At 62.5% G+C, this 23,853-nt stretch carries 23 protein-coding genes; 18 read left to right on the top strand and 5 right to left on the bottom strand.

The genetic code is table 11. The features are described 5' to 3' along the window. Positions 1–104 precede the first annotated feature (104 nt). Positions 105–752: a DUF1579 family protein gene (locus X760_RS49930; protein WP_023718252.1), complete on the top strand. Its 648-nt coding sequence runs from the start codon at positions 105–107 to the stop codon at positions 750–752. Between the two features lie 911 nt (positions 753–1,663). On the opposite strand, the gene X760_RS49925 is transcribed toward X760_RS49930, so the two are convergent. From X760_RS49925 to X760_RS49915, 3 genes are read right to left on the bottom strand one after another with little or no spacing between them, the layout of a single operon-like run. Continuing rightward, on the bottom strand, positions 1,664–2,893 hold the full coding sequence (locus X760_RS49925; protein WP_023718251.1) for an FAD-dependent oxidoreductase: 1,230 nt from the start codon (positions 2,891–2,893) through the stop codon (positions 1,664–1,666). A 2-nt stretch (positions 2,894–2,895) separates the two neighbouring features. Next, entirely contained in the window at positions 2,896–3,210 is a 315-nt protein-coding gene (locus tag X760_RS49920; RefSeq protein WP_023718250.1) for a MocE family 2Fe-2S type ferredoxin, read from the bottom strand. 40 nt (positions 3,211–3,250) lie between these two features. Beyond that, positions 3,251–4,381: a fatty acid desaturase family protein gene (locus X760_RS49915; protein ID WP_051409640.1), complete on the bottom strand. Its 1,131-nt coding sequence runs from the start codon at positions 4,379–4,381 to the stop codon at positions 3,251–3,253. Positions 4,382–4,516: 135 nt separating this feature from the next. Here X760_RS49915 and X760_RS49910 point away from each other — a divergent pair, with 135 nt between their 5' ends. From X760_RS49910 to X760_RS49870, 9 genes are all read left to right on the top strand, one after another. After that, entirely contained in the window at positions 4,517–5,548 is a 1,032-nt protein-coding gene (locus tag X760_RS49910) for a LacI family DNA-binding transcriptional regulator (protein ID WP_023718248.1), read from the top strand. Between the two features lie 309 nt (positions 5,549–5,857). Next, positions 5,858–6,799: a sugar ABC transporter substrate-binding protein gene (locus X760_RS49905; protein WP_023718247.1), complete on the top strand. Its 942-nt coding sequence runs from the start codon at positions 5,858–5,860 to the stop codon at positions 6,797–6,799. Positions 6,800–6,913: 114 nt separating this feature from the next. Continuing rightward, a complete protein-coding gene (locus X760_RS49900) occupies positions 6,914–7,990 on the top strand; it encodes an ABC transporter permease (protein WP_023718246.1) in 1,077 nt (358 codons plus the stop codon). Positions 7,991–7,992: 2 nt separating this feature from the next. Beyond that, positions 7,993–8,760, top strand: a complete 768-nt coding sequence (locus X760_RS49895; protein WP_023718245.1) for an ATP-binding cassette domain-containing protein — start codon at positions 7,993–7,995, stop codon at positions 8,758–8,760. A 66-nt stretch (positions 8,761–8,826) separates the two neighbouring features. Continuing rightward, positions 8,827–9,825, top strand: coding sequence for an inositol 2-dehydrogenase (gene iolG, locus X760_RS49890; protein ID WP_023718244.1), 999 nt, complete (start codon positions 8,827–8,829; stop codon positions 9,823–9,825). Positions 9,826–9,848: 23 nt separating this feature from the next. Beyond that, positions 9,849–10,643, top strand: a complete 795-nt coding sequence (locus X760_RS49885) for an SDR family oxidoreductase (RefSeq protein ID WP_023718243.1) — start codon at positions 9,849–9,851, stop codon at positions 10,641–10,643. A 195-nt stretch (positions 10,644–10,838) separates the two neighbouring features. Further along, positions 10,839–11,105, top strand: a complete 267-nt coding sequence (locus X760_RS49880) for a type II toxin-antitoxin system Phd/YefM family antitoxin (protein WP_023718242.1) — start codon at positions 10,839–10,841, stop codon at positions 11,103–11,105. Next, positions 11,102–11,524 (top strand): type II toxin-antitoxin system VapC family toxin, encoded by a 423-nt coding sequence (locus X760_RS49875; protein ID WP_023718241.1) that lies wholly within the window; start codon positions 11,102–11,104, stop codon positions 11,522–11,524. The genes X760_RS49880 and X760_RS49875 overlap by 4 nt, the downstream gene beginning before the upstream one ends. Positions 11,525–11,771: 247 nt before the next feature. After that, positions 11,772–12,863, top strand: coding sequence for a 3-deoxy-7-phosphoheptulonate synthase (locus tag X760_RS49870; RefSeq protein ID WP_023718240.1), 1,092 nt, complete (start codon positions 11,772–11,774; stop codon positions 12,861–12,863). 212 nt (positions 12,864–13,075) lie between these two features. Here the strand turns inward: X760_RS49870 and X760_RS49865 are convergent, their stop codons facing one another. Continuing rightward, a complete protein-coding gene (locus tag X760_RS49865) occupies positions 13,076–14,185 on the bottom strand; it encodes a Gfo/Idh/MocA family oxidoreductase (RefSeq protein ID WP_023718239.1) in 1,110 nt (369 codons plus the stop codon). A gap of 153 nt (positions 14,186–14,338) precedes the next feature. On the opposite strand from X760_RS49865, the gene X760_RS49860 reads away from it, so the two are divergent. Continuing rightward, entirely contained in the window at positions 14,339–15,184 is an 846-nt protein-coding gene (locus tag X760_RS49860; RefSeq protein WP_023718238.1) for a MurR/RpiR family transcriptional regulator, read from the top strand. On the opposite strand, the gene X760_RS49855 is transcribed toward X760_RS49860, so the two are convergent. After that, a complete protein-coding gene (locus tag X760_RS49855; RefSeq protein WP_023718237.1) occupies positions 15,181–16,074 on the bottom strand; it encodes an AraC family transcriptional regulator in 894 nt (297 codons plus the stop codon). The genes X760_RS49860 and X760_RS49855 overlap by 4 nt on opposite strands. Positions 16,075–16,211: 137 nt before the next feature. Here X760_RS49855 and X760_RS49850 point away from each other — a divergent pair, with 137 nt between their 5' ends. The 7 genes from X760_RS49850 (at position 16,212) to X760_RS49820 (ending at position 23,853) form a co-directional block, all read left to right on the top strand. Then, the gene (locus X760_RS49850; RefSeq protein WP_023718236.1) at positions 16,212–16,940 is read left to right on the top strand and encodes an SDR family NAD(P)-dependent oxidoreductase; all 729 of its coding nucleotides are present in this window, start codon (positions 16,212–16,214) and stop codon (positions 16,938–16,940) included. A 201-nt stretch (positions 16,941–17,141) separates the two neighbouring features. Further along, positions 17,142–19,076: a 5-dehydro-2-deoxygluconokinase gene (gene iolC / locus X760_RS49845; RefSeq protein ID WP_023718235.1), complete on the top strand. Its 1,935-nt coding sequence runs from the start codon at positions 17,142–17,144 to the stop codon at positions 19,074–19,076. Between the two features lie 35 nt (positions 19,077–19,111). Then, positions 19,112–20,956: a 3D-(3,5/4)-trihydroxycyclohexane-1,2-dione acylhydrolase (decyclizing) gene (iolD, locus tag X760_RS49840; RefSeq protein ID WP_023718234.1), complete on the top strand. Its 1,845-nt coding sequence runs from the start codon at positions 19,112–19,114 to the stop codon at positions 20,954–20,956. Between the two features lie 46 nt (positions 20,957–21,002). Beyond that, positions 21,003–21,920 carry a myo-inosose-2 dehydratase gene (gene iolE / locus X760_RS49835; protein WP_023718233.1) on the top strand — a complete coding sequence of 306 codons (918 nt, stop codon included), beginning with the start codon at positions 21,003–21,005 and terminating at the stop codon, positions 21,918–21,920. Between the two features lie 42 nt (positions 21,921–21,962). Beyond that, a complete protein-coding gene (locus X760_RS49830) occupies positions 21,963–22,181 on the top strand; it encodes a DUF3329 domain-containing protein (protein WP_023718232.1) in 219 nt (72 codons plus the stop codon). A gap of 2 nt (positions 22,182–22,183) precedes the next feature. Continuing rightward, positions 22,184–22,993, top strand: coding sequence for a 5-deoxy-glucuronate isomerase (gene iolB, locus X760_RS49825; protein WP_023718231.1), 810 nt, complete (start codon positions 22,184–22,186; stop codon positions 22,991–22,993). Positions 22,994–23,145: 152 nt separating this feature from the next. Next, positions 23,146–23,853 (top strand): DUF1045 domain-containing protein, encoded by a 708-nt coding sequence (locus X760_RS49820; protein ID WP_023718230.1) that lies wholly within the window; start codon positions 23,146–23,148, stop codon positions 23,851–23,853.

The following is a 23,853-nucleotide window of genomic DNA, read 5'->3' as shown; positions in this document are numbered from 1 at the left end:
GGTATGAGATGAGTATCCACGAGTTCACCCGACAAAATTCGCAACGATTGCCCCAACTGAGCGTCATAGCAATTCCTGGGCGAGCGATGAGCTGGAGATAAAGTATGATCAAGACACTACACGTTGCCCTATTCGTCGTTGCGTTCGCCCTCCCCATTCCTTTCGGCGCATTGGCTCAAGGCAGCTCGGCTGCAGCCGAGCCCCCGACGCAGTCGGAGTTGCCGAATTGGCTTCGCCGTGGATTGCCGGGCCCGGGGCATGAGGTCCTGGCGCCAATGATCGGCACCTGGCGCGTCCAGATGAGCTTCTACGGCACGCTCGGCCGCAGCCCCGATCAGCCGCCGCTCGTGACGGACGATCTCATTAGCCATCGTCAGTGGTTGGCGGGCGGCCGTTACATCGAAGACATAATGGAGGGAACGCTGGATGGAGCGCCGGTCTGGCGCAAAGGATGGCTCGGCTACAGCATCATGGACGGACGTTACGAGTGGGTCACGATCGATCCTGTCAACACAACCATGATGTATTTTAAAGGCGTCCCTAATTCGGGGGATCAAAGGCCGATCAGCATGTCCGGCACCTTTACCGACCAGGGCGTGGCGGGCGAAGAAACAGTCGGCAAGCAGATCGGCATGCGCACTGTAATCAAAATCGAGAACAACGATCGCCACATCATTGAGCTCTATTTCACGCGTCCCGGACAGCAAGAAACACTGGCAACGCGCGCCGTCTATACGCGACTGAAGGCGTGAGCGATCGCTCAAGGGTGGCTCGGACGTTGTAAGTAGCTTGCGCGGGTTCCATCGCTCGGCCGGGATATGCCGGGAAGGTCGAGTTCAGCTCCGACGATCTCAAAGCGTCCAGTTCGGCGCCTGGAACTGCTTTGAAAGACGACCGGACGCTGAGCGCCCGACAAGTCAGAGATCGGACTCTGAACGAAGCGCGTTCTCGGAGCTGAGATGAGGATCAGTCCAGCGAACATTGCCCCGAGCAGGCACACCTCTCCGACTTCTGCGCCGATCGCGGTGGAGAGACCGGCCATCGCTAGCTCCTCTATCAACTCGCTCAGCCGGACGACAGGGTCGGCAGTCGAAGCAGGCTGGTTCTATCGACGGCGGCCGCCTTGCCACGGCGTGCCAATGCGGGATCGATTCCGGCATCGCGTAGCTGGCGGTCGCTAAGTTGAGCCAGCTCACGCCGTTGCGCTGCGGCCCTAAGGGATCGGGCGATGACCAGGTGCATAACACGGAGAACACACTGGACTGGAGGCGTCATGATAGCCTCTTTTCACAGAGCCCCGGCCGTATACGGGCAGGGCGGCGGGCTGTGGTCAGCCCGTCTACTGAGGAGAGAGGGTCGCGCTGCGATTTCAGAAGGAGGAAATTCGGTTACATCTGAAACTCGGTTGGCTGGAAGGGGTCGTCTCGGCCGTGACGGCAAGCGCTTAGCTGACATCTGGGATCGAGATCGGATCATTCGCCTCATGGCAACCTTTCGGCGCAAAGTCGCGCGAACGACCCCGTTCCAACCCTCATGAGACGTTTCCATCGCGGGCAGGAACGACCGCTCAGGGTCGTCTCCCGCCATCAGGTGCAGGATTGTCACCACCAGAACGGCAAGCGCTCCGCAAGTTCTTTCAAATGGCTCTGGAACCTGCGCTGGCTCATGTCGCCAGCAGCGACTTCAGCTTGATCGTTTGCGAGCCTAGCGCTTCCGGCGCCGGCTTTGCCCTTTTCGCGATCAGCATCTCGGCCAGCCTTATGTCGCGGGCGACCGCGTTGCCGGGGCCGATGCCACTTGCCGCAACCAGCCTGCCGTCCTCGGCGAGATGGAACAGGATGAAGGCGCCGTCGCCGAGCTCGCGACGCACAATGCTGCGGCCTTCGTCCGACAGGCCGGCGATCTGCAAGGTCAGGCCGTACTGATCCGACCAGAACCATGGCACCGCCGCGTGGGCCTCGCCGGCGCCAAGCATGTTCCTGGCCGCAAGCGCGCCCTGCTCCTGCGCATTGCGCCAGGCTTCCAGCCGCACTCGCCGGCCGCCATAGATGGCGAGCGGAAACGAGCAGCAATCGCCGGCGGCAAAGATGTCGGGGTCGCTGGTGCGAAGCTCGGCGTCGACGGCGATACCATTGTCAATCGTCAGCCCTGCCTCCGCGGCAAGTCCGGTCACCGGCACGGCGCCGATGCCGATCACGGCAAGATCGGCGACAATGTCGTGTCCACCGGCAAGCACGATGCGCACTTCGGCGCCGTCATCGGCAATGGCGTCGATGCCCTCGCCGCACAGGATTTTTACGCCTTCGGCTTCATGAGCCTGATGGATAACCTGCGCGATCTCGGCCGGCACGCCGCGCATCAGAATGCGCGGCTGCGCCTCGATAACGGCAACAGTGGCGCCGAGCCTGCGTGCCGCCGTGGCGAGCTCGAGACCGATGAAGCCGCCGCCGATGATGGCGACGCGATTTCCGGCGCTGAGATGAGCGCGAATGGCCAGTGCGTCGTTGAAGGTCCGCAGATAGACGCAGCGCCCGCCAAGGCCCGGAATCGGCAGCTTGCGCGGCAGCGACCCTGTCGCCAGCAGGAGCTTGTCGTAGGCCAGGACCGAGCCGTCCGACAGGCGCACGACATGCGCCACGCGGTCGATCGCCATCGCCTGAACCGAATGGATATGCCTGATCGATCTTTCGGCCAGGACCGCCTCACTGGCGATCGCCTTGATCAGGGGCGCGTCGGCGACCATCGCGTCTTTCGACAGCGGTGGCCGCTCATAGGGCAGATGCGGCTCGTCGCCGACCAACGTCACCGGGCCATCATAGCCGAGCTCGCGCAGCGCAAGGGCGGCGCGCCCGCCGCATTCGCCGGCGCCAATGATGACCATTCCCTTCGTCATCATCAACCGATCCGGACAAGGACTTTGCCGGCGTCGACTTTGACCGGATAGGTCCTGAGATCGACGCAGACCGGCGCGCCCCTGGCAGCCCCAGTCTTGTAATTGAAGCGGCCATTATGCTTCGGGCATTCGATGATATCGTCCATCACCAGCCCGTCGGCCAGATGCACCTTCTCATGCGTGCAAAGCCCGTCGGTGGCGAAATACCCGTCCTCGGGGCTGCGGTAGATGGCGAAGGTGCGACCGCCATGGTCGAACCGCATCACATCCTCCTCGTCGATGTCCTCGGCGTCACAAGCCTCGACCCAGTCGCTCATTTGCGCCTTCCCCGATTCTTGGTGCCCCGGCGTAGGCTTGTCATTCAGCAGCCACCGCAACAGCAGCGTTATCGTTGTGGAAATCCTCGCGATAGGGCCTCGCCGTCGGCGGCAGTTCGCGCTTGATGAAATAATCCTCATTGCGCAGCTGGCGCAGGAAAGCCGGTATCATCTCGCGATAGCCGGCCAGGATGGACGGTGTCGGCGCCGGCAGATCGTGCTTGATCAGCTCATGCAGCCTGGGCAGCGCATGGTAGGGCACCATGGGGAACATGTGATGCTCGACGTGGTAGTTCATGTTCCAGTAGATGAAACGGCTTATCGGGTTCATGTAGACGGTGCGGCTGTTCAGCCGGTGATCGGTGACGTTTTCAGCCAGGCCGCCATGCTGCAGCAGGCCGACCATGACATGATGCCAGGCACCGTAAAGCCTGGGCAGCCCGACCAGCATCAGCGGCAGGAACGAGCCGGTAAGAAGCGCCAGCGCGACCGTCGCGGCATAGATCGCCGTCCAGATGCGAGCAATGCGGATTGCCTTCGGCTGCTCCTGGTCGGGAATGAAGGTTCTTTCGGCCGGACTGATGATGCCGGCCGCATTGCGCAGCATGTCGCTCATCGCATGCCAGGCATCGAGAATGCCGACGAAATTGAGCACGACGCGCAGCAGATCGGGCGGGCGCATGACCGAGATCTCCGGATCGCGGCCGACGATGATGGTATCGGTATGGTGGCGCGTGTGGCTCCAGCGCCAGGTCACCGGGTTGCGCATGATCATGAAGCAGGCGATCTGATAGACCACGTCGTTCATCCACTGCGTCCTGAAGGCGGTGCCGTGGCCGCATTCGTGCCAGCGTGAATCGGTGGAGGAACCGTAGAGGACGCCATAGACGAAGAAGAACGGCACGCACCACCAGCTGCCCCAGAACAAGGCGGCGCCCGCGCCGCTGAGGATCATGGCGCCGAGCCAGATGATGGTATCGCGGATCGCCGGGCCGTCGGAGCGCTGCATCAGCTCCTTCATCTGCTTGCGCGGCACGTCGGTGTGATACCACTCGGCCGCCGCCAGCCCGCTCTCGACGGCAAGCTTCGCGTCGCGGCCGACCAGGCTGTAGTCGCGTTGGGACGCTGCTGCTGAGGTTGTGTTCCCGGTTTGGAGTCCAATATCCACCATGGCGGAGGCCTCGATCATATTCGGTCAGTGTTCAAAATAACGCCGAGCGCTGATAGACTCAATATCACAAAGATAGTTTCTATCATTTTCCATCAGAATGGTTTAAAAGAGTCGGATAGTTGGAGCGAGGCAGCGATGGCGAAACGGCCGACGATCACCGACCTGGCACGCATTTCGGGGGTCAGCGTTGCCACCGTCGACCGGGTGCTGAACAACCGCTTGCCGGTGCGCGAGGAAACCGCGCGCCGCGTCTATGACGCCGCGACCAGCATCGGCTATCACGCGGCCGGATTGATCAAGCAGCGGATGCGCCATGAATTGCCGGAGTATCGCCTCGGATTTCTGCTGTTGCGGCGGGAAGACGTCTTCTACAGCGAATTTGCCCGCGAACTTGAACTGGCAGTATCGCAGTCGCCGCGCTTTCGAGGCGTGGCGACCATCGACTTCGCCGATTCGCTGGCGCCGGATGAGATCGTCGAGCGGATGCGCAAGCTGGCAGCCAAATCCAGGGCCGTCGCCTTGGTCGGGCCTGATCACCCGACGCTGACGGTGGCCGTCGAGGCGCTCAAAGCCAACGGCGTACCGGTGTTCTCCCTGCTTTCCGACTTTGCGTCCGGCATTCGCGAGGGCTATGTCGGCCTCGACAATCGCAAGGTTGGCCGCACCGCTGCCTGGATGATCTCGAAGGCCGCGAAGAGACCTGGCAAGGTCGCCCTCTTCGTCGGCAGCCATCGCTTTCACGGCCACGAGCTTCGCGAGATCGGTTTTCGCTCCTTTTTTCGCGAGCAAGCGCCGGAATTCACTCTCCTTGAGACGTTGGTCAATCTGGAAGCGAACCAGATCACGCATGATGCAATGATCGAGCTTCTGGCCCGCCACCCCGATCTTGCCGGCTGCTATGTCGCCGGTGGCGGCATGGAAGGCGCGATCTCGGCGCTGAGGGAGGCAAAGCCGGCAGAGATGCCAGCGGTCGTCTGCAACGAGATCACGCCTGACTCCCGCGCGGCGCTGGCGGATAATTTCCTGACGATGGTGATCTCGACGCCTCTGGCAGCGCTTTGCCGCGAGCTTGTCGGGCTGATGGCGCATGCCATCGAGACCGGCGCCGCGAATGCGCCGGGTCAGACCTTTCTGCCCTTCGACATTTATCTGCCGGAAAACATCTGACGTCGCGGTCATTGGCGGCAGACATGATGTAATCTATCAGAACGCTTTCAGGCCTGGCTTGCCTGAGCGTTCGTCTAAAAGAGCTCGAAATGCCGAAAATCCATTCCTCATGGCGAAATCTCGCTTGACGCCCACGCGAAATGGAATAAATATTTCACCAACTGAGCATTTTGGTTCTTTCGTTCCGGAAGATCTGTTTCAGGCAAATGCCTTCCGGAACTAAAATGGCAATCGGGAGAGAATTCCCTGCGAGATCGGGGATTCCGGGTAGATCGGTGCAGCCGGACACCAATGTGGAGGAGAAATAAAATGAAAAAACTGCTTTTGGGCGTCGCGTTCGCGGCGCTAATGAGTTCGTCCGCCTTTGCTGCCAAGATCGGCGTGTCGATGGCGTTGTTCGACGACAATTTTCTCACCGTGCTGCGCAACGGCATGATCGAGCAGGCCAAGGGCATGGACGGCGTCGAGCTGCAGGTGGAAGACGCGCAGAACGACGTCGCCAAGCAGCTCGACCAGATCAAGAACTTCGCCGCCTCGGGCGTCGACGCAATCATCGTCAACCCGGTCGACACCTCGGCCACCCAAGCGATGTCGGACGCAGCCGCCGCTGCCAAAATTCCGCTGGTCTATGTCAATCGCGAGCCGGTCAACGTCGACACGCTGCCGGAAAACCAGGCTTTCGTCGCCTCGAACGAAGCCGATTCTGGCACGCTCGAGACCAAGGAGGTCTGCCGCCTGTTCAAGGAAGCCGGCAAGAAAGAGGCCAATGTCTATGTGATCATGGGCGAGCTGTCGAACCAGGCCGCGGTGCAGCGCACCAAGGACATCGATGATGTGATTGCCACGCCGGATTGCAGCTTCATCAAGATCATCGACAAGCAGACGTCGAACTGGAAGCGCGAAGAAGCGCAGAACCTGATGACCAACTGGCTGTCGACCGGCAAGCCGTTCGACGGCGTCATCGCCAACAATGACGAGAGCGCCATCGGCGCTATCCAGGCGATGAAGGCCGCCAATATCGACATGAAGTCGGTTGTCGTCGGCGGCGTCGACGCTACCCAGGACGCGCTAGCGGCGATGCAGGCGGGCGACCTCGATGCGACGGTGTTCCAGGACGCAGCCGGCCAGGGCGCTGGCGCGCTTGATGCTGCGCTCAAGCTAGCGAAGGGCGAGAAGGTCGAGCACAAGGTCTACATCCCGTTCCAGCTGGTCACGCCGGCAAATATCGACAAGTTCCTGAAGAAGAACTGAGGCGGACCTGTCCGATACGGAGCGGCGCGCCAAAGTAAGACAGCGCCGCTCCGCTTTTTCCCCCTCGGCCTGAACAGCGCCGGGTGGAGACCGTGGCTGACGGAGGAAGCACGATTGGCACAGACATCTCACGGCGTCGGCGGGCTCAGCTATGATGCGAAGCGGCGCGCATGGCCGGCCGAAATCAACGTCTTCCTGGCGCTCGTCATCCTGGTCGGCGCTTTCGAGCTGATCGGCCGGGTTTTCCTGGGCGACAGCTTCCTGTTCAATACCCGCGACAATATCGATGCGATCTTCAACGAAGCGCGCCTGCAGATCATCATCCTGCAGGTGTCGATCGTCGGTATCATTGCCATCGGCGTGACGCAGGTGATCATTACCGGCGGCATCGACCTGTCCTCGGGTTCGATCGTCGGCGCCACGGCGATGATAGCCATGAGCTTCGCCCAAGTGGCGACGGTCAACGGCAACCCGAACCCCAAGGCGATGTTCATTGCCCAGGGCTGGACCGACCTGCCGGTGATCGTGCCGGTGCTCGTCGCAATCGGCTGCGGCCTGCTGGCCGGCCTGGTCAACGGTGCCTTGATCGCCTACACGCGCATCCCGCCGTTCATCGCCACGCTTGGCATGATGGTCACCGCGCGCGGCATCGCCAAATGGTGGTCGAAGGGGCAGCCGATCTCGTTTCCGACCGAGAGTTTCGCCGCCATCGGCAAGGGGCTGATGCCGGTCATCATTTTCATTTCGCTGGCGGTGCTGTTCCAGCTGATCCTGAGCTACACCAAATATGGCAAGCACTGTTATGCAATCGGCTCCAATGAGGATGCCGCGCGCATGTCCGGCATCAACATCGCCAACCACAAGATCCTCGTCTACGTCATTGCCGGCATCCTTGCCGCGCTCGCCGCCGTGGTGTTGAGCTCGAAGAATCTCACTGCCCAGGCCGGCATGGGTGTGATGTACGAGCTCGATGCGATCGCCATGGCGGTCATCGGTGGCGTGTCGCTGTCGGGCGGCCGCGGCTCGATTATCGGGACGGTGATCGGCTCGCTGATCTTCGGCGTCATCATCTCCGGCTTCACCTTTTTGCGCCTCGACGCCTATTATCAGGAGATGGTCAAGGGCGTGATCATCGTCGGCGCAGTCGTTCTCGACCAGTGGCGCCAACGCCTGCGGGCAATGAGGGCTTGATCATGTCGGACATCGTCCTGAAAACCGAAAACCTGACCAAGTATTATGGCGGCGTCCATGCGCTGGAGGGTGCCAACTTCGAGCTGCGCAAGGGCGAGCATGTCGCCATCATGGGCGACAACGGTGCCGGCAAATCGACCTTCGTGCGCCAGATCACCGGCGTCGAGCAGCGAACCAGCGGCAGGATGTCGTTCGACGGCAAGGAAGTGAATTTCGCCGGGCCGATCGAAGCCCGCGAGGCGGGCATCGAGACGGTGTTCCAGAACCTGGCGCTCGCCGACGACCTCGACGTGCCGTCGAACCTGTTCCTCGGCCGTGAAAGAGTGCTGTTCAATCTTGGGCCCTTCTCGATCCTCGACCGCAAGTTCATGCGCAAGGCGACCGAAGCAGCCCTGGTCCGCACAGCGGTCAAGATCCCCAACCTTTCCAACACCATCCGCCACATGTCGGGCGGCCAGCGCCAGTGCGTGGCGATTGCCAGAACCGCGACCTTTGCTTCCAAGCTCATCATCATGGATGAGCCGACGGCGGCGCTCGGCGTGCAGGAGACGATGCAGGTCGAAAACATCATCCGCACGCTGAAGGAAAATGGCGAGCCGCTGATCCTGATCTCTCACAACATGCGTCAGGTGTTCGATCTGGTCGACCGCATCGTCGTTTTCCGGCGCGGCCGCATCGTCGCCAATTTGCGCAAGCAAGATACCGATGGCAACGATATCGTCTCCTACATCACCGGCGCCAAGACCGGGCAGGCGGAACTTGCGGCGTAAGGCCAACGTCGTGTTACGGGGGCTGACACGCCTTCTCTTTCCAACCATTCTCAAAGGAAATTCTTCATGCTTCGCTTTGCTCTTCTCGGTGCCGGCCGTATCGGCAAGGTCCACGCCCGTGCGGTGGGCTCCAACCCGCAGGCCAGGCTGGTTGCGGTTGCCGACGCCTTCGAGAAGGCGGCGACCGATTTGGCCTCTGCCTATGGCGCCGAAGTGCGCAGCATCGATGCCATCGAAACTGCCAGCGATATCGATGCGGTCGTCATCTGCACGCCGACCGACACCCATGCCGATCTGATCGAACGCTTCGCCAGGGCGGGCAAGGCGATCTTCTGCGAGAAGCCGATCGATCTCGACGCCGGCAGGGTGGAACAATGCCTGGCCGTCGTCGACAAGGCCGGCGCCACCCTGATGGTCGGCTTCAACCGCCGCTTCGATCCGCATTTTGCCGCCGTGCGCAAGGCGATCGACGACGGTGCGATTGGCACAGTCGAAATGGTGACCATCACCTCGCGCGATCCCGGTCCACCGCCGCTCGACTATATCGGCCGCTCGGGCGGCATCTTCCGCGACATGACCATCCATGATTTCGACATGGCGCGCTTCCTGCTCGGCGAGGAGCCGGTGGCGGTCAGCGCGCACGCTTCGGTGCTGGTCGACAAAAAGATCGGCGAGGCCGGCGACTTCGACAGCGTCAGCGTCATCCTCGAAACTGCCTCCGGCAAGCAATGCGTCATCTCCAACTCGCGCCGAGCCACCTATGGCTACGACCAACGCATCGAGGTGCATGGCTCGAAAGGCATGATTGCGGCCGAGAACCAGCGGCCGGTGTCGATCGAACTCGCCAATGAGAAAGGCTATACGCGGCCGCCGCTGCACGATTTCTTCATGACTCGTTATCTCGACGCTTATGCCAACGAGATCGCTGCCTTCATCGCGGCAGCGACGTCAGGCAAGAAGGCGGCGCCGAGCGGCAAGGACGGGCTGGTGGCGCTCAGGCTGGCAGATGCGGCGCTGAAATCGGCCAAGGAAGGCAAGACCGTCCGCCTCGACAAAACAATCTGACTATCAAGCACAGGAGCAAGGCGATGAACGGTTCAGCCGGTCGCAATTCCGAAACACGCGCCATCGTCACCGGCGGCGCACAAGGCATCGGCTTTGCCGTCGCCGAAGCGCTGGCCGATGAGGGCTGCCGGGCGCTAGCGCTGATCGGCCGCTCGAAGGAGAAGGGCGACAAGGCTGTCGCCATCCTCAAGGGGGCAGGCGTCGATGCCATCTTCATCAGCGCCGATGTCGCCAAAGTCGCCGACTGCAAGCGTGCGGTCGAAACGGCGATTGGCCATTGCGGCACCGTCAACGCGCTGGTCAACGCCGCCGCCACCTCGGCTCGCGGCTCACTGGTCGAGACCTCAGAGGATCTATTCGACCAGATATTCCAGACCAATGTGCGCGGCCCGTTTTTTCTGATGCAGGGCGTGGTGGCGCATCTGCTGGCGCGCCAGGCACCGGGCTCGATCGTCAACGTACTGTCGATGTCGGCGCATTGCGGCCAGTCGTTCCTGGCGCCCTATTCATCGAGCAAGGGAGCGCTGGCGACGCTGACCAAGAATGTCGCCAATGCCCATCGCGGCAATCGCATCCGCTGCAACGCGGTGCTGCCCGGCTGGATGGACACCGAGGGCGAGGCAATCGTGCAGAAGAAATGGCATGACGCGCCGGACGACTGGCTTGAAAAAGCCGAGGCCGCGCAGCCGATGGGCCAATTGGTGAAGCCGGCGCAACTTGCCCGATTGATCAGCTATATGATCAGCCCGCAGTCCGGCGTCATGACCGGGTCGCTGGTCGACTACGACCAGAGCATCGCGGGGGCGTCACCGGAATAGGATCAGCCGTGTAGCCTTGCGTCAGAAGCAGTTTGCCATGAGTGGCCGAGATGCCCCAAAATATCAAAGCCGGCATAATCGGTTCCGATCGACCTCACTCAGGCACACGGGCTCTGAAACCCTCTCCTTCCCTGTTGCCGCCGTATCGCCATTCCCATATAGTCAAGATAGTCAGAATGGTCATGGGAGGTCGAAATGCCGTCTGCGCCCAGAGAGGATACTAACTGGACGGTCGCTGGGGCAAAGGCCCGGCTCTCGGAGGTAATCGAGCGCGCGCAATCTTCGCCGCAGACGATCACCAGAAACGGTAAGCCAAGCGTGGTTGTCGTCTCGGCCGAGGAATGGCAGCGGAAGACCGCGCGCAAGGGTACGCTTGCGGAGTTCCTGCTGGAGTCGCCGCTGCGCGGCGCCGATCTCAACCTTGAGCGCCAGCGCGACGAACCGCGTGATCTGCCGCTGTGAGGCTTCTGCTCGATACGAATGTCCTGTCCGAGGTGACAAGGCCGGCGCCGGATGTGCGCGTTCTGGACTGGCTGGGCGGGCTTGATGAGGACCGCTCATTCATTAGCGTCGTGTCGATCGCGGAGATCCAGCGCGGCGTCGCCCTCATGGACGAGGGCCGGAAACGCGAGGCACTGGCCGAATGGCTCGCACGGGACCTGCCGCAGCGCTTCGAGCAGAGAGTTCTTCCGGTGGACGAACCGGTTGCCTTGGCGTGGGGCGACCTGATGGGCCTTGCGAAGCGCCGCGGTCGCGGTCTGTCGTCGATGGACGGCCTGATTGCAGCCACGGCGATTGCGCAGGAACTCACCTTGGCAACGCGTAACACGAAGGATTTCGAAGACTTCGGAATTGAACTCGTCGATCCCTGGACTGCATGAACCCGCTCGGCGCTGCATGCTGGGCCACTACGTCAGTAGCATCATCAGACACGTGACAATCGCCTCGGCTTCGACTATATGAGCCTCATGATCAACCTGACCGCCACCTATTGGTACTTTAGCAGCTCGCTGGCGGCGGGAGGATTGCGCTCGATCTGAAGATTGCAGCAGCAAGATCCGAACAGCCGCCAGACCTGGCGGCTTTTTTGTTTCAGCCGGCAGGTCTCCCAATCAGGAGCAGAAAGCCGTGTTGACCACCACAGACGATCTTCGGGTCAAGGAAATAAGGGAATTGAGTACGCCGGACGAGGTGATGCGGGAGATACCGCGCACACTGACGGCGACGCGGACCGTTGCCGCGTCACGCAATGCTATCCATGCCGTGCTGACCGGCACCGACGACCGGCTGGTGGTCGTCGTCGGCCCCTGTTCGATCCACGACCCGGCCGCTGCCGTAGACTATGCCAGCCGCTTGGCATCGCTGCGAGAGAGCCTGTCGGACCGGCTGGAGATCGTGATGCGGGTGTATTTCGAGAAGCCGCGCACGACGGTCGGCTGGAAGGGCCTGATCAACGATCCCGACCTGGACGGCAGCTTCAACATCGACAAGGGGCTGCGGATGGCCCGCAACGTGCTCGCCGCCGTCAACAATCTCGGCCTGCCGGCGGCGACCGAATTCCTCGACATGGCCACCCCGCAATATATCGCCGACCTCGTCGCCTGGGGCGCGATCGGCGCGCGCACGACCGAGAGCCAGATCCATCGCGAACTGGCATCGGGCCTGTCCTGCCCGGTCGGCTTCAAGAACGGCACTGACGGCAATCTGCGGATCGCCGCCGAGGCGGTGAAATCGGCCGCCCAACCGCATCATTTCATGGCGGTGACGAAGGGCGGACGCAGCGCCATCGCGACGACTACCGGCAACGAGGACTGCCACGTCATCCTGCGCGGCGGCATTCAGCCCAATTATGACGCAACAAGCGTCGCGGCTGCCTGCGCGGAACTCGGCCGGATCGGCGTGGCGCCGCGGCTGATGATCGATGTCAGCCACGCCAACAGCAGCAAGAAGCCGGAAAACCAGCCAGGGGTGGCGGCTGACGTGGCTGGCCAGGTCGCGGCAGGCGACGAGCGCATCATCGGCGTCATGATCGAGAGCAACCTCGTCGCCGGCCGGCAGGACGTCGTGCCGGGCAAGCCGCTCGTCTATGGCCAGAGCATCACCGATGGCTGCATCGACTGGGCAGCCACCGAGACGGTGCTTCACGGCCTTGCCGACGCCGTCGAGCGGCGCCGGTCGGTGCGCCGAAGCATGATATCAAGCCGTTCAGGCGCCGCCTGAGCACTTCTCCTTCTCCCCTTGTGGGAGAAGGTGGATCGGCACGCAGCGCCGAGCCGGATGAGGGTGCTGGAAGAAACTCGGCGTAAAATATTGAGGGATTTTAAGCGCTTATTTCTTCGCTGTAGCGATCCGTCCAACACCCCTCATCCGACCGAGCTTCGCTCGGCCACCTTCACCCTCAAGGGGAGAAGGGGAAGCCAGCGCCGGGCTTACTACCGCACAGCGATCCAGCGCTGTTCCGCGAACGAGCGCGCCATCGCGTGCACCGTGCGCTCGATCTCCAGGCCTTCGTCGAAGTCGATGATCCGCGCCGGCTTGCCGGCAAGCCGCGTCAACAGTTCCCGGCATTCGATGATCTTGAGGTCATTAAAGCCAAGGCCGTGGCCGGGCGCCGGCAGGAAGGCGTCGTAAGGCCTGTGGTGCGGGGCAACCAGGACTGTCCGATAGCCTTGCTCCGTCGGTCGGTCGGCTGTCAGATAGAGCTGGAACTCGTTCATCCGCTCCTGGTCGTACAGGATCGAGCCCTTCGAACCAAAAATCTGGATGGCGATCCGGCCCTTGCGGCCCCAGGCCGAACGGTTGACCAGCAACGTGCCGGCAATGCCGTTTTCGAGATGCATCAGGATGCTGGCGATGTCATAGGTCTCGACGGCGCGGCGCCCGCCCGAGGCGACGCGGCGTTCGGCATAGGGCCTGGCCATGTCGCACATGACTCGGGCGACGCGGCCGAACAGTACCGCTATGAGCGACAGCGGATGCACGGCGAAATCGTCGAGCGCGCCGTAACCGGACGCCGCCTCGTGCTTCCAGAAGAACAGCGCCTCCGGATCGGCCATGAAGTCCTCGTCCATCTCGATACGCAGATGGTTGACCTCGCCGATGATCTTCTCGTCGAGCAGCGCGCCGATATGGCGGATCGCCGGGTTCTGAATATAGTTATAGCCCAGCGCGGCAACCTTGCCGGATTTCCGCGCGGCCGCAGCCATCGCTTGCGCCTCCGCAAAACTTGGCGCCATCGGTTTTTCACACCACAGATGCTTGCCGGCTTCGAGGATGGCGATGGCCATTTCCGGGTGGAACTGGTTCGGCGTAGTCAACGAGATGACATCGACGTCGGGATCGTCGACGACTGCGCGCCAGTCGCCGGAGGCCTTGGCGAAGCCGAATTCGCTGGCACGGCGTTTGGCAAGGTCCTCGTTGACCTCGCCCAGATGGACCAGCCTTGGCTTGTCGACATCGGGGAAGACGGTGCCGACCGCGTTCCAGGCAATGGCGTGGCACTTGCCCATGAAGCCCGTGCCGATAAGACCTACCCCGACCATCCGCTTGCCTCCCTGTGTGCAAAATTTTGTGTGGATGAATTAGTCCATTTTGTTTGCAAATGGAACGCTTGTCTCATTTTTTATGGTGTTCTTGCACAGGTCCGCTATGATGGGGCACAGAGGGAACCGACGATGAGCCTGGGCGGAGCGACGATGGACGAACGGGTGCCGCGCGATTTCGAAACGCTGCGGGCGACGATCCTGGAGCGGCGTCAGAGCCTGCCGAAACGTATCGCCCAGATCGCCGCCCATGCGCTCGACAACCCCGACGATATCGCCTTCGGCACCGCTGCCAGCATCGCCGCCTCCGCCGGTGTTCAGCCTTCGACCCTGATCCGCTTTGCCCAGCAGCTTGGCTTTGACGGTTTCACCAGCCTGCAGCTGGTGTTTCGCGAGCGCCTGCGCGAGCGCAACTCGTCCTACGATGAAAGGCTGGCGGCATTGCGCGCCAAGGCCGAGGAAGGCGCCGGGCACCGGGCGATTTTCGACGGTTTCGTCGCCGCAGCCAGCACCTCGCTCAACGACATTTCGCGCACGCTGAATGAAGACCATTTCGAAGACGCAATCGCCGTTCTGGCCAAGGCGGAAACCATTTATGTGCTGGCCAAGCGGCGCTCCTACCCGGTCGCCTCCTATATCGCCTATGCGTTGGGCAAGCTCAAGATCCGCAACCAGCTGATCGAATCGGCCGCCGGCCTGAACGCGGAGATGATCGGCTTTGCCTCTCCAAGGGATGCCGTCATCGCCATCAGCTTTTCGCCCTATGCCCCTGCCACCATCGAGGAGGCGCGCGTCATTTCGGAGCAAGGCGTGCCGATCGTGGCGATCACCGACAGCTCTTTTTCGCCGCTCGCCCAATTCGCCAGGGTCTGGTTCGAGGTCGCCGAGGCCGATTTCGCCGGCTTCCGCTCGCTGTCGGCGACGATGGCTTTGGCCATGGCGCTGACCGTTGCCGTCGGCGAGAAGCGGCGCGATAGCGGCCGCAAGCGCAAGGCCTAGATCACCTCTATTGCCGTTTCGCCTTCTGCCAAAAGCCGCGCTGCGTCGCGGGCAGGCGGCGACCCGAACTGGCGGGCATACTCCCGGCTGAACTGGGAAGCACTCTCATAGCCGACAGCGAAGGCGACACGCGCCACGTTGCCCGGCTGAGCAATCAGCAGATGGCGGGCTTCCAGCAAGCGGATTTGCTTTTGATACTGGATTGGGCTCATGGCCGTCGCCGCCTTGAAGTGACGATAAAACGCAGCACTGCTCATATGGGCGATCTCGGCCAGATCGCCGACCCGGACCGGCTGATGGGGGTGCGAACGGATCCAGGCGATCGCCCTGCCGATCCGGGACAGATGGCCATCGGCGCGCGCAAGTTCACGAAGCTTTCCGCCCTGGGGGCCTTGCAGGAGCCGAAACAGCATCTCCCGCTCGAGCATGGTCGCGAGCACGGGAATCTCCGCTGGCCGGTCAAGCAACCGCATCATTCGACGCAACGCGTCGAGCAGATCGTCATCAACGGGAGTGGTGGAGAAGAAACTGTCGCCACCGAGGGCTGGCGCGTGCTCGACGAGGAGCGCGGCGACGGCTTGCAGGTCAAGGGTCAAGCCAATGGCCAGATAAGGACGCGCCGCGCTCGCTTCGACTATCTGGCTGATAGTGGGCGTCTCGACAGTGTAGATGAAATAGCTGGCCGGCTTGTAACGAAGAGCCCGGGAGCCGATCAGGACCGTCTTTGCGCCCTGCAATACGAATAAGATCCCCGACCCCCACACACCCGGCAATGGTGCCGTGGCGACTTCGCTGCAGCCGATCGAAACGCGGGGAACCGCCGTTCTTGTTCGTCGCCCGCGCGCATGGCGGCCGGCGATCTCGATCAACTCCTGCAGCGCCTCGTTCATTGCGCCAGCATCGCGCATTCACGCTGGCCGCGCAACAGCGTGAGAGGATTAGGCAAGAGCCTGAGAATTTCCGGCGCGCGGCGCCCGCTGCCTCGCGCCATTTGTGGGTCTTCCACAAGAAAAATGGAGAGACCGAAATGACGACTTCGAAGACCGCGCTGGTGACCGGCGCCAACAAGGGTATAGGCCGCGAAATCGCCCGGCGACTGGCGACCATGGGCTTCAAGGTCTGGCTCGGCGCCAGGAGCGCCGAACGCGGCATGGCGGCGGCGCAGGCATTGTGCGCGGAAGGCCTCGACGCAGAGTGGCTTGAGCTGGACGTCACGAGGGATGACAGTGTGAAGGCGGCAGCCAAGGCGCTCGGGCAGGCCAGCCCCTGCCTCGACGTGCTGGTGAACAACGCCGGCGTCGCCATCAATTACGACCTGCCGCCGAGCCAGCAGCGGATCGCCGACATCCAGGCCACCTACGACGTCAATGTCTTCGGCCCGATCCGCGTGACACAGGCATTCCTGCCGCTGCTGCTGGCAGCACCTGCTGCCCGTATCGTGATGGTGAGCAGCTCCACCGGGTCCATCGGCCGGGCGCTCGATCCCGCCACCGCGAATCACGCCGTCAATATGATGGGCTACGGCAGCTCCAAGACAGCCTTGAACGCCATCACCGTGGGCTTCGCCAGGGAGCTCGCGCTCCAGGGCATCAAGGTCAACGCCGCGGCGCCCGGCTATACCGCCACCGATCTCAATGGGTATAAAGGTCAGCGCACGGTGCAGCAGGCAGCCGAGATCGTCATTCACCTGGCGACCCTGGACGCCAATGGCCCGACCGCCGGGTACTTCAACGATGACGGCCCGCTTCCTTGGTAAATCAGCTGGTTTCAGCGGCAGACGCTTGACGTTCGTCTGACTTCAAAGTTTCTCACCGCGCCGGCCTTTGCAGAGCACTTTTCGGCCTTGGGAATGCTCGTTCCATATTGACTATGGATTGGAATTATTATTTCATATTACCGGCGCCACGCTGCCGCTCGCGCGTGTTACCCAAGACAACAAAGCCGATGGGAGGTTCGAATGGGCGAAGCCGTGGAAGCGAGACATGCGCCGCTCGACATCATCACGATCGGCCGTGCGTCCGTCGATCTCTACGGCCAGCAGATCGGCTCGCGCCTGGAAGATATCACCTCCTTTGCCAAGTCGGTCGGCGGCTGTCCAGCCAATATCGCGGTCGGCACTGCCAGGCTCGGCCTGCGCTCGGCGTTGCTCACCCGCGTCGGCAATGAGCAGATGGGCCGCTTCATCCGCGAGCAGCTGACCCGCGAGGGCGTTTCGGTCCAAGGCCTCAAGACCGATCCGGAGCGGCTGACCGCCCTGGTGCTGCTGTCGGTCGAGGATGAGGGCGTCTCGCCGATGATCTTCTATCGCAGCGATTGCGCCGACATGGCGCTTTCGGAAGACGATATCGATGAGGCCTTCATTGCTTCAGCACGCGCGGTCGTCGTCACCGGCACGCATTTTTCACGGCCCAACAGCGACGCCGCGCAACGCAAGGCGATCCGTGTCATGAAGGCCAAGGGCGGCAAGGTGGTGTTCGACATCGACTACCGCCCTAACCTGTGGGGCCTCGCCGGCCATGCCGAAGGCTTCGAGCGCTATGTGAAATCCGACCGCGTCTCGGCGCAGTTGAAGACGGTGCTGCCCGACTGCGATCTCATCGTCGGCACCGAAGAGGAGATCATGATCGCCTCCGGCGCAGACGATTGCCTGAGCGCGCTGAAAACCATCCGCTCGCTGTCGACGGCGACCATAGTGCTGAAGCGCGGTGCCATGGGCTGCATCGTCTATGACGGGCCGATCAGCGACGATCTCGAGGACGGTATCGTCGGCAAGGGGTTTCCGATCGAGGTCTACAATGTGCTCGGCGCCGGCGACGCTTTCATGTCGGGCTTCCTGCGCGGCTGGCTCGGCGAGGAAAGCCTGGCGACGGCCGCGACCTGGGCCAATGCCTGCGGCGCCTTTGCCGTATCGCGGCTGCTCTGCGCACCTGAATACCCGACTTTCGAGGAATTGCAGTTCTTCCTGAAAAACGGCAGCAAGCATCTGGCGCTGCGCAAGGACGAGGCGATCAACCACATCCATTGGGCGACCACGCGCCGGCGCGACATCCCCTCTCTGATGGCGTTCGCCTGCGACCACCGCGTCCAGCTGGAGGACGTCGCGGCAAAGGCCGGCGCCGATCCGTCGCGAATCCCGGCTTTCAAGGTGCTGACGGTCAAGGCTGCGGCAAAGGTCGCGGCTGGCCGCGGCGGCTATGGCATGCTGCTCGACGAAAAATACGGGCGCGAGGCGATGTTCGAATTCGCCCACCATTCCTTCGCCTGGCTCGGCCGGCCGGTCGAGTTGCCGGGTTCGCGGCCGCTTCGCTTCGAGTTCTCGCAAGACATAGGCTCGCAACTGACCGAATGGCCGGTCGACCACTGCATCAAATGCCTGTGCTTCTATCATCCCGACGATCCCGCGGCGCTGAAGAGCGAACAGCAGCAGAAACTGCGCGCTTTGTTCGAGGCCGCGCGGAAAGTGGGGAGAGAACTTCTGGTCGAGATCATAGCCGGCAAGCACGGCAAGCTCGACGACATGACCATCCCGCGGGCGCTTGAGGAACTCTACGCACTCGGCATCAAGCCCGACTGGTGGAAGCTCGAACCGCAGGCATCGACCGGCGCATGGGCAAAGATCGAGGCGGTGATCCTGAAGAACGATCCGTGGTGCCGCGGGATTGTACTGCTGGGTTTGGAAGCACCGCAGGACGAATTGGAAGCGGCCTTCGCCGCCACCGCCAAGGCGCCCATCGTCAAGGGTTTCGCTGTCGGCCGTACCATCTTCATCAACGCGGCCGAACAATGGCTTGCCGGCAAGATGTCGGACGATGAGGCGGTTGCCGACATGGCGTCGCGCTTCGAGAGGCTGACCGAGGCATGGCTTGCCGTGCGCGGCCGCAAAGCAGCATAAGAAGGCGCGGCATAAGGACTGCGGAGGAAAACGACATGACCAAGACAATCCGCCTGACGATGGCGCAGGCGCTGACCCGCTTTCTTGCCCAACAGATGGCCGAGATCGACGGCAAGAAAGTGCCGATCTTCGGCGGCGTCTGGGCAATCTTCGGCCACGGCAATGTCGCCGGCGTCGGCGAGGCGCTCTACCAGGTCCGCGACGAATTGCCGACGTTCCGTGCCCATAACGAGCAAGCGATGGCGCATGCGGCGATCGCGTATGCCAAGTCCAATTTCCGCCGCCGCTTCATGGCGGCGACCAGTTCGATCGGCCCTGGCGCGCTGAATATGGTGACGGCGGCAGCACTTGCGCATGTAAACAGGTTGCCTGTCCTGTTTCTGCCCGGCGACGTCTTCGCCAATCGCATTCCCGATCCCGTCCTGCAGCAAGCCGAGGATTTTTCCGACGGTACGGCGACGGTCAATGACTGCCTCAGGCCGGTGTCGCGCTATTTCGACCGCATCACCCGGCCGGAGCAGATCATGCCGGCGCTCAACCGCGCCATGCAGGTGCTGACCGATCCGGCTGAGTGTGGCCCGGTAACGCTGGCGCTGTGCCAGGACGTGCAGGCCGAGGCCTATGATTATCCCGAGAGTTTCTTTGCCGAGCGGCTCTGGACCCAGCGGCGAGCGCGCCCGGACCGCCAAGAGTTAGCAGCTGCAGTGGCGGCGCTGAAGAGCGCGAAGAAGCCATTGGTGATTGCCGGCGGTGGCGTGCTCTATTCGCAAGCGTCGGATGAATTGGCGAAGCTGGCGCAAGACGCTGGCATTCCGGTGTGCGAGACGCAAGGCGGCAAATCCTCGCTGCCCGACGATCATCCGCTGAACATGGCGGCGGTCGGCGTTACCGGCACTTCGGCTGCCAACAGGCTGGCCGAAGAGGCCGACGTCGTGCTTGCCGTCGGCACCAGGCTGCAGGATTTCACCACTGGCTCCTGGGCGTTGTTCAAGAATTCCGGCAAGACCATGATCGGGCTCAACGTCCAGCCTTTCGATGCCGGAAAGCACCAGGCGCTGCCGCTGGTCGCCGATGCGGCTGAAGGGCTCGCCGAACTCGGTGCGGCGCTGAAAGGCTGGAAAGCTCCTTCTGGCTGGACCGACAATGCGATCAGCGGCAAGAAGGACTGGCAGGCGGATGCCGGCAAGGTGACGGCGTCGACCAATGCCGCCTATCCGTCCGACGCGCAGGTGATCGGCGCCGTACAGCGCGCCATGGGCTCCGGCGTGGTACTGCTCCATGCCGCCGGCGGCTTGCCCGGCGAATTGCACAAGCTATGGCAGGCGGGCGCGCCCGGCTCCTATCATGCCGAATACGGCTTCTCGACCATGGGCTACGAAATCGCCGGCGGGCTTGGCGTCAAGATGGCCAAGCCCGACGAGGAGGTTGTGGTGATGATCGGCGACGGCTCCTACCTGATGCTCAATTCCGAGGTCGCTACGTCGGTTATGCTCGGCCTCAAGCTGACCATCGTGCTGCTCGACAACCGCGGCTATGGCTGCATCAACCGGCTGCAGATGGCGACCGGCGGCGCCAACTTCAACAATTTGCTGAAGGACGCTCGTCACGAGACCTTGCCCGAGATCGACTTCGCCGCGCATGCTGCAAGCATGGGTGCGATTGCCGAAAAAGTGGCGTCGATCGCCGGGCTGGAAACGGCCCTGGCGCAAGCGAAGAAGAATACGCGAACGACCGTGCTGGTCATCGACACCGACCCGCTGGCTTCGACCGAGGCCGGTGGAAGCTGGTGGGATGTCGCAGTGCCGGAAGTCTCGGCACGGCCGCAAGTGAACGCGGCGCGCAAGAAATATGAGGAAGCGCTGAGCGGGCGGCGGTTTTAACGCGCCCGCCAACGCCGCCTCGAATGTCAGAAATTGGAGTGACGACTTGAAAGCCAAACTGGGCATGTCCCCGATTGCATGGTGGAACGACGATCTTGCCGAACTCAGCGATGATGTGTCGCTGGAGGAGTGCCTGCGCCAGTCGCGCTCGGCCGGCTTTACCGGCATGGAAATGGGCCGCCGCTTTCCCAACGATCCGGAGATCATGCTGCCGATCCTGAAAGAGGCCGACGTGACGCTGTGCGGCGGCTGGTTCTCCGGGACGCTGGTCGACGAAGACATGGCGAAGAACAAGGTTCGTATCCAGCCGATGATCGACCTGTTCAAGGCGGTGAATGCGCCCTGCATCGTCTATGGTGAAGTCGGCCGTTCCATCCAGGGCGACCGCTCGAAACCGCTTGCCATCAAGCCGAGGCTGTCGGACGATGAGATGAAAGCCTACGCTAGGCGGCTAACCGAGTTCGGCGAATGGTGTGCCGGGCAAGGCATGCCGCTCTCCTACCATCATCATATGGCGGCGGTGATCGAGACCGAGCCGGAGCTCGACGCTTTCATGCGCTATTCGGGAGAGGGCATTCCGCTGCTGCTCGATGCCGGTCACCTGGCCTTTGCCGGCGGCGATGTGCTGCGCGCGATAGACAACCACCACCGGCGCATCAACCACGTGCATGTCAAGGACGTACGCATGCAGGTGATCCAAAAGCTGGATCGCAACAAGCAATCCTTCCTCGACGCGGTAGCACTTGGTGCCTTCACCGTGCCGGGAGATGGATCGCTGGATTTTGGCGCCATCGTCCAGAGGCTCGCCAACCACGGCTATGAAGGCTGGTTCGTGGTCGAGGCCGAGCAGGATCCGAAGAAGAACCCGCCACTCAAGATGGCACAGGTCGGCTACAAGGAATTGATGCGGGTGATGACGGCGGCCGGCTATACGGTTGAGACACTGGGCTTTCCCAATGCTTGAGAGTTCGCGAGGAAGGGCTGACCCGATGCCGGCGTTTATCCGATGAAAGACTCCGAGCACCCGTTTTTCCGGCCTTTGTGGCGGCGCGTCGCCATTGTCGCGGTCTGCCTGGTCTGGTCGGTGATCGAATTCGCTACCGGCACGCCGTTCTGGGGCGTGATCGCGCTCGGCTTCGCCGGCTATGCGGTCTGGCAGTTTTTCTACCTCTACAAACCGGCCGACGAAGACAAGCCATCGGCAAACGCCAAACCGAAGGAATGACCATGTCGAAGCTGCTCGTCAAAGCCAATAAGGGCCACGGCCGCATAGCCCATGTGACGCCGCAAAACGCCGGCTGGACCTATGTCGGCTTCGATCTGCATCGGCTGAGGCCCGGCGACACCGCTTCCGGGCAAACCGCGGATCGTGAGGTCTGTCTGGTATTCGTCACCGGCAAGGGCAAGGTCAAGGCCGGCGGCAAGGATCTCGGGCTCCTGGGCGAACGCATGTCGCCGTTCGAGGGCAAGCCGTGGTCGGTCTATGTGCCGCAGGGCTCGGAGTGGTCGGTGAGCGCCGATACCGATCTCGAACTCGCCGTGTGCTCGGCGCCGGGGCTTGGCGGCGGTCTGCCGGTCCGCATCATTGCGCCGAAGGATCTCGGCCAGGAGACCCGCGGCAAAGGCACCAACACGCGCTACGTCACCAACGTCCTGCCGGAGGGCGAGCCGGCCGATTCCCTGCTGGTGGTCGAGGTCATCACGCCCGGCGGCCACACATCGAGCTATCCGCCGCACAAGCACGACCAGGACAATCTGCCGGCCGAATCCTATCTCGAAGAGACCTATTACCACCGCCTCAACCCGCCGCAGGGCTTTGCTTTCCAGCGCGTCTACACCGATGCCGACCAGAACGGCTCTCGTTCGCTCGACGAGGCGATGGCGATCGAGGACGGCGACGTCGTGCTGGTACCCAAGGGTTATCACCCCTGCGCCGCCTGCCACGGCTATGTTCTCTATTATCTCAACGTCATGGCCGGACCGAAGCGGACGTGGAAATTCCACAACGCGCCCGAGCACGAATGGCTGATGGCCTGACCGTTTCCCCTTCGCTTCTCAACCGCTGGTCCAAGCCGAAAAAATCGTCGGCTAATGACCAGGCTGTGTCGTTTTGTTACCGAAAACGCTGCAAAGCTTCGTCATTTCGTCATGCAAATCGCCTATGGCAGCGGGGCTGACGAGGAACTTCGATGCGCTACGCGATCTATTTCACCCCCCTGCAGGACGAACCGCTGGCGCGGATCGCCGCCAATTGGCTCGGCCGTGATCCCTTCGGTGCCGCCACGAGGCCGGTCGAGGCGGTGGGCGAGTTGTCGGCAGCGGAAGTTGCCTTCCATACCGCCTCGGCGCGCCGCTACGGCTTTCATGCGACGCTGAAGGCGCCCTTCCGGCTGGCTTCAAACGAGACGGAGGCCTCGCTTCGCGCCGCACTCGACGATTTTGCCGAGGCGACGCCGGTGGTGACGGTCCCGCGTCTCGTCGTCAGCCAGATCGACAGCTTTTTCGCGCTCGTGCCGGAAGCACCGCTGCCGGGGCTCAACCGTTTCGCCGATGATGTGGTGCGCGGCTTCGACCGCTTTCGCGCGCCGCTGACAGACGCGGAGATTGAACGCCGCAGCCCCGACTCGCTGAAGCCCGATGAGTTCCGCAATCTCTGCCAATGGGGCTACCCCTATGTCTTCGAGACGTTTCGTTTCCATATGACCCTGTCCGGCCGGGTGTCGTCACAGGAAAGCCCTCGTCTTCGCCTAGCAATCGACAGCCTGTTTGCGGACGTGCTGCAACGGCCGGTGCCGGTGGACGCGCTGACGCTGTTTGTCGAAACTGAGCCGGGTGCGCCGTTCATGGTGCTGTCCCATCACGCGCTCGGGCGCCGCCCGGCCAGAAGAACTGCCTGA

The sequence above is a fragment of the Mesorhizobium sp. LSHC420B00 genome, assembly GCF_000503055.1.
Classification (GTDB): Bacteria; Pseudomonadota; Alphaproteobacteria; order Rhizobiales; family Rhizobiaceae; genus Mesorhizobium.
Note: the sequence above shows the minus strand (reverse complement) of the source record. Positions and strands in the feature narration are given on the sequence as shown.